Annotated in this window: 5 protein-coding genes; all 5 read right to left on the reverse strand. The window is 47.0% G+C overall.

Annotation, left to right across the window (positions count from 1 at the left end; translation table 11 throughout):
- Nucleotides 1-693 precede the first annotated feature (693 nt).
- The gene (locus AC1DUA_RS23355; protein ID WP_477502049.1) at nt 694-2,595 is read right to left on the reverse strand and encodes an MFS transporter; all 1,902 of its coding nucleotides are present in this window, start codon (nt 2,593-2,595) and stop codon (nt 694-696) included.
- A 65-nt stretch (nt 2,596-2,660) separates the two neighbouring features.
- Nucleotides 2,661-3,320 carry a hypothetical protein gene (locus AC1DUA_RS23360; protein ID WP_477502045.1) on the reverse strand — a complete coding sequence of 220 codons (660 nt, stop codon included), beginning with the start codon at nt 3,318-3,320 and terminating at the stop codon, nt 2,661-2,663.
- Nucleotides 3,321-3,456: 136 nt separating this feature from the next.
- Complete coding sequence (locus tag AC1DUA_RS23365) at nt 3,457-4,755, reverse strand: ABC transporter substrate-binding protein (protein ID WP_477502046.1); 1,299 nt, start codon at nt 4,753-4,755, stop codon at nt 3,457-3,459.
- A gap of 42 nt (nt 4,756-4,797) precedes the next feature.
- Nucleotides 4,798-5,952: an efflux RND transporter periplasmic adaptor subunit gene (locus AC1DUA_RS23370; RefSeq protein WP_477502047.1), complete on the reverse strand. Its 1,155-nt coding sequence runs from the start codon at nt 5,950-5,952 to the stop codon at nt 4,798-4,800.
- Nucleotides 5,953-5,994: 42 nt separating this feature from the next.
- Nucleotides 5,995-6,363: ABC transporter permease subunit (locus tag AC1DUA_RS23375; RefSeq protein WP_477502048.1), on the reverse strand; the 369-nt coding region annotated here is incomplete at its 5' end.

The following is a 6,363-nucleotide window of genomic DNA, read 5'->3' on the forward strand; positions in this document are numbered from 1 at the left end:
CATTTCGCACAAAGAGCTAGTCTTCATTGTATAAAGTACAATGAAATAGCTAGAAAAGCGCCGAAAACTTGCTTTCGAGGGCAAATGGTTGCACAAAGTGCAACGTAGGCCGTAATTACTCGARGMGCARAGAGAAACTGGTKCCGGTGAACGTTTATTTGAGGCGATGGGTGAAAGGGTGCAGYTRTAGGAGCAASGTCAAAGCTACTTCTCAACTGCYGRGCTGTGCTAGCYGCTYTATAWTGCAYTTTGTGCAATRTAGAGCAGGCATTTCGCACAAAGAGCTMGTCTTCATTGTATAAAGTACAATGAAATAGCTAGAAAAGCGCCGAAAACTWGCTTTYGAGGGCAAMTGGTTGCACTAAGTGCAACRTAGCYGGCYGTGGCAGCCRATARAGCCTGAAATGGTTGCACAAAGTGCAACGTAGGCCAAAATACTCGAAGCGCAGAGAGAAACTTATGCCGGTAAACGTTTATTTGAGGCCCTGGGTCAAAGCTACTTCTCAACTGCCGGGCTGTGCTAGCCGCTCTATAATGCATTTTGTACAATGTAGAGCAGGCATTACGCACTTATCTCTCTTGCTCAAAATCCCCTCCCCCAAACATAAATATGGGAGAACCTTGGGTTCCCCTAAATTCTTATATCTAAAAAAAAGCCTGACATACGGAATCCGCATGCAGGCTTCTCTATGTTTACTTCAACTCCGCGACAAGGTTCGGCGGAACCTCCCCTTGAACACCCTTCACCAAGTTATTCGCGGCAAGCATCGCCATATCAAAACGCGTTTGATGAGTGGCCGATCCGATATGCGGCAAGGTGACGACATTGGGCATTTTCAAAAGCTTGTTATCCGGGTCTACCGGCTCTTGCTCAAAAACATCAAGGCCCGCTCCGCGGATAGTTCCTTTTTCCAAAGCTTCAATGAGCGCTTCCTCATCAACGGTTTGCCCGCGGGACGTATTGATAAAGAAGGCGGTTTGCTTCATGAGCGCCAGCTCTTCGCGGCCGATTAAACGAGTCGTTTCTGGCGTTAGCGGCGTCATTAACACGACAAAATCAGACTCCTGAAGCAGATCCTGCAGCGAGCGGTAAACCACGCCCAGCTTCTGCTCAGCGTCCTCTTTGCGGCTGCGATTATAGTACATAACCTCCATATTAAAACCAAACTTCGCCCGCCTAGCTATGGCCTCCCCGATGCGCCCCATGCCAATGATCCCGAGTTTCGCATGATGAACATCGATCCCGAAAATATGGTCATCGCTTCCTTTTTTCCACTGACCCGCTTTCACGTATGCGTCAAGTTCCGGGATTCGTCTTGCTGCACTCAAAATTAGGCCGAACACCGTATCCGCCACTGTTTCATCCAGTACGCCCGGTGTATGCGTTCCCATAACGCCTCTGGCTTTCATAGCCACCGTATTCAAATTGTTGTAGCCTACCGACACATTGCTTACGATTTTGAGCTTCGGCGCATGATTGAGCAATTCTTGATCAATGCTTCCACCAGATATTAAGAGTCCATCCATATCAGACAGCTCTTCTAATAGAAGCTGACGGGGGATTTCTTCTTCCCTGTCCCATTTGCGATAATCGCAATACTGTGCTATGTACGCTTCTACTTCACTTGGAACTCGCTTTGCGAGAAAAACTTTCGGCCTCATCCTCAAAACTCCTCTCCATACTATGAAAGAATCGTACGCTGCTGCGAATAGAAAGGCAAGCGGTTCCCCTCCCAGAATGGCACCAAACGTGCATATCGCCGAAAATCCAGAGAAAATAATCAAGGACAAATTGAATCCTATTTTATCTGTAATAGGGCCCAAAATCAGCCTCGCCAGCGCAAAACAGAGGAAAAAGGCAGACAGCATGCCAGACGCTTTAACCGCTTCCCATTCGTATGCCTTCTCTAAGAAATTAACTAACCAGCCACCTACAGCCAGCTCCGACACAACGCCAGAAGAAAGAATCAAGACCATAAACCACAGAACCGGATCACGCATTAGTGTTTTCAAAGAAACTCGGTCCTCATGTGCGATCTCGTCGGAGGGAAACGAACTGCGCAAAGCAAATAGAATAGGGAAAATCGACAATGAAAGCATCACCAAGTACATACCGCGCCAATCGAGCGTATAGCCGAACACGTTTACCGTCATAAGCCCTGTTGCAATCAACGGGGCAACCGTGGAACTGAGCCCATAGAAACCGTGCGTGAGATTCATCATCGTTCCCGTATTTCTAACGAAGATTCTCGCCCCCAGAATAGCGAGTCCAATCTCAAGCATCCCGTTGCCGATATACATGAGAAAATAGGAGGAGGAAAACATTGAAAAACTACTGGAAACATAGATAAAAAAGCCTGAAAGGATCATTATGGCAAAGGCAGCAATACTGACAATTTTAATCCCCCATAGGCGTGTCAAAAAAGCCGTGAAGGAACAGGCGATGAGATAACCCAGCGCGTTGAGGGACAGCAATGTGCCAAGCTGCGATTCATTCAGCATATAATCGAATTGAATGCGCGGGATGGCGGGACCTTTAATATTCTCTGAAAAGCCAAACACAATAAAGCCTAGAAATATCGTAGCCAGTTGCATGGCGTAGACCTTTTTGGACTTTTCCAAACGTTGTTCCACGTTGTCATTCCTCCATGCAGCTTACTTCATTTGTAGTCGCCAATGTAATACGCGAAGATGGGTTCAATCGGTTTAAAGTATAGATATCCGTCTTCTTCCCAAGGCTGGAAGTGCAAATCCATGCGTGAATCCTGCCAATTCTCGGGAGTTCCTCTCGTATTCAACCGCCCCGGCACAACTGGCTCTTCTATTACCTTTGGAAATTCTTGATAACCAAACAGAAGGTTCTCGTGCATCGCGATGATTTCGTATTTGTCGCCTGTGAACGCGCGCTCTTCTTGAAGCTGATAATGATAATAGATATAACTGCTGATCATCTCAGGTTTCAAATGCGCAACTCTTCCGACACGCCTCTCTACCTGTTCCTTGCGCAGCCAGTGCTCGTTACTCGCCGGCTCATTAAAGTGGAACACATCAATCATTTGAATCCATTTGCGCGAATCCAAGCCCCCAGGCCAATCCTTAAGATAGGGTACTGCGGCACCAGCAATCTCATCAGGACTTAACATGCAGTCCATGCACTCATAGTAGAGGAACAGACTATTGTTCCACACATAAGCAGCAGCCGTCATCAGCTCCCGTTGCTCGATGCGTTGTTTGGCTTGTTCGCTTTGTTCTAAAGCCTTTACACCCGTAGATACTTGCCCTTCTTGCCATTCCGCTCGATAGATCATCCTTGTAATCATCTGTTCTCTGCCTCTACTTTCTTTGAGATCATGATCAACAAAACTGATTATACCACTGTTAGCCAAGGTGCGGTGCGATAAAAAAAGCCCCGCAGCCCTCAGCCCTGTGCGGGATTATTTCGTCAATTAAACGACCCTACTCGTTCAAGAAGGTTGTTGCCTTGCTCTGGATCAGCTTTGCTACTTCCAGCGCGGACTTCTGCTCACCAAAGAAAGCTCTAGCCTCATCCCCTATCATGGCAATCACACTGCCGTCCACCATCGGATAATTATCCGCTGTACTGAGGAGCTGTTTGMAATTATTGAATTCTTCATCCGATACCTTGGGCACTTTCCCGTCCTTCAGCTTGTACGTACCGCTTTTCACCTGTTCCTGTATGCTGTTTAATTTCTTCTCATTCACAGACTTCAGCAGCGAAAAGCCTTCTCTCTCTTGTAGAGACTGCCCCTCTTCCGATAACAAGAAGGCAATCACCTTCCAAACCCCCTCTTTCACTGGAGATTTGGCTTGTATGGCAAGCTGAGACGAGGTGACAATCCGGGTTCCACCTGTTTGCTCGGGTTTTTGCAGCAGCTTCGGATTGGCGAAAAACTGATGCAAACCATCTATAAAATCTACGGGTGATCGCAAGACGGTAGAATAGAACATTTGCTTGCCTACATCCGCAGGTTCCGAGGTCATGACTTTGTCATTATACATTTTCTTAATTTGCTGCATCGCTTCGATGAATAAAGGGGAGTCGAATTTTGCCTTTTTCGCTGTATGATCAACAAATTGTGCGTAATGATCGACCATTATTTCTTGCAGAAGAATCTCTGGTGGATCATTGGCTAACGCGTAACGTCGCTCCATGCCGCTTTGCCCCATTTTCTTCGAGGTCTCCGCAAACTGCTTCCAGGTCCAATTCTTATCGTCAACCTTCGTTTTTTCAAGAATGTCTCCATCACCTACGAAGGCCCGCAGGAAGAAACCGGAAGGAATCGTATACAAACCGCCATTTAACTTTAAGGCATTCAACACATTTGTTTGCAAATCACTTTTATTCACTGTTTGGTCTTGTTGCATGAGGTCACTCATGTTCAGCAGAAGCTTTTTGTCCATATAATCGCCGATCGGCAATGAGCTGATTTCGAAGATATCAGGCCCTTTTCCTGATAGCAGAGCTGCATTCGTCGTCTTCTGGTATTTCTCATAATCATTCGTAAACTGAATTTGAAGGTCGATGTCAGGGTACTTTTCTTCAAACTTCTTCTCTACTGTCTGGTAATAAGGATTCGTCGCTTGTAAAGACATCGTAACGACGGTTTTCCCCTTCGCCGACCCTGATCCTGTGACTTCCTTGCTTGCCGCCGAGTCATCACGGCTTCCGGAACTGCACGCGGTCGCTACCGCCATTAAAAAACTCATAATTATGATTGATTGACACTTCTTCATCGTATGAATCCTCCTATCATTCTCTCTCTCCTGCATGCTTAACTATTCCAGACGTACACGGTTTCCATCTTGTAAAGGCTCACTGCTCTCCAAGATCATCATGTCTTCCTCATAGAGGCTATCGGATTGAAGCATCGTTTCTTTGCCATTTCTTTCGCTGTATTGTAACCTGACTTTTCGGACAATGAATTCGTTGCCCAACGCATTCCTCATCTCATCCAATTTATAAACAAACATACCGTCCCGATCCTGATGAATGGCTTCATTCGAAATCATCCATCCCTCTTCACGCGATCGCTTCTCGAGCTTGATTCGAACCTGCTCACCCCCCTTCAATTCAGAATCAACAACCTTCACACGAAGAACCTTCTGAGACACTGTTATCGTCTTGCCTGCCTCTCCATCGGAGGAGCTTACGGTTCGAGGTTCTGCATCCGCTATTTCATCAATTGTGCCGTTGATGATACGCGTATTGGGTTCCTGAACAGCGTGTACTTCGACCTCTACCTTCTCTCCCGGCGACATCCCTAAGCTGGACAGAAGAGTTGAATCAACGGATAGATCGAAGCCATAGCCAAGGCTGCTGTTCGTGATAAGGATCTCCGGTTCTCCCGCCGAAACTAGCCCTTCCGTAGCATTTACCTTCGTTATCAGGCCATCGAACGGAGCCTTCATTTCCTTATGGGCTGCCAGCCCATCTCTCAATTCGTTAATTTTGCGCTCCTGCGCAGCCAGATCGAGCTTTCTCGTCTCAAGATCGCGCCTTGCCGTTCGAATCTTGATGTCGTCCCCGTCCATGGTCGACTGGATGAACTGGTCTTGCACATTCTGAAGCTCGATGTTTTGCTTGTCCAGGTTGGTTATAGCGTCTTCCAGCTCGTGTTCGGCCACTTTGCTGTCATAACGGATGAGCGGTTGCCCCTTTTTCACATGATCACTTCCTTTAACGAGAATCTGCTGCACTTTCCACCCGGCCGTATTCGATAGTTTAGCCTCATAGAACGGTTGTAGGCTGCCGCTGCCTTCGAATGTAAATATAAGACTCCCTTTCACCGGCTTTTCCGTTCTCACTTTCGGTAATGCTAACGACTGCAAGGTATTGCTGAATAGCGAAAAGAACACAAGTAATCCCATAAAAACAAGGAATACGACTTGAATGCTTTTCTTTCGGCCAGATACAGACGGCTCCTTTTCCAACCCCGTTCCCCCTTTCTTCTCTCCTATAAACTTTTCGCAGGACTAGCCCTTGAGGCCAGACAATTGAATACCTTCTATGAAGTACGATTCCGCGTACAGAAACAGCAGCACCATCGGAGCCATATAGAGCACTGACGCAGCAAAAGCAATCCCCGGCTCGCCGATTATCCTGGATAAATACACGGACAAAGGCTGCTTGAACGGATCTTCCAGAAAAACAATCGGCTGCTCCACCATGTTCCAATAGTCAACGAATAGAAGAAGGACTAGGGCTGCCAGACCCGGCTTAATCATGGGGATAATGATGGTGTAGAAAATCAGCAAATGACCGGCTCCATCCATCTTGGCCGCTTCCATATAGGCATATGGAATTTCGAGCATGAACTGTCTAAGCATGAACACTCCGAAGGC

Source organism: Paenibacillus sp. 01T422 (assembly GCF_056398785.1).

Coding starts and splice junctions, on each gene's coding strand:
- AC1DUA_RS23355 (WP_477502049.1), bottom strand. CDS start 2,595: ATGCAACTGGCTACGATATTTCTAGGCTTTATTGTGTTTGGCTTTTCA.
- AC1DUA_RS23360 (WP_477502045.1), bottom strand. CDS start 3,320: ATGATTACAAGGATGATCTATCGAGCGGAATGGCAAGAAGGGCAAGTA.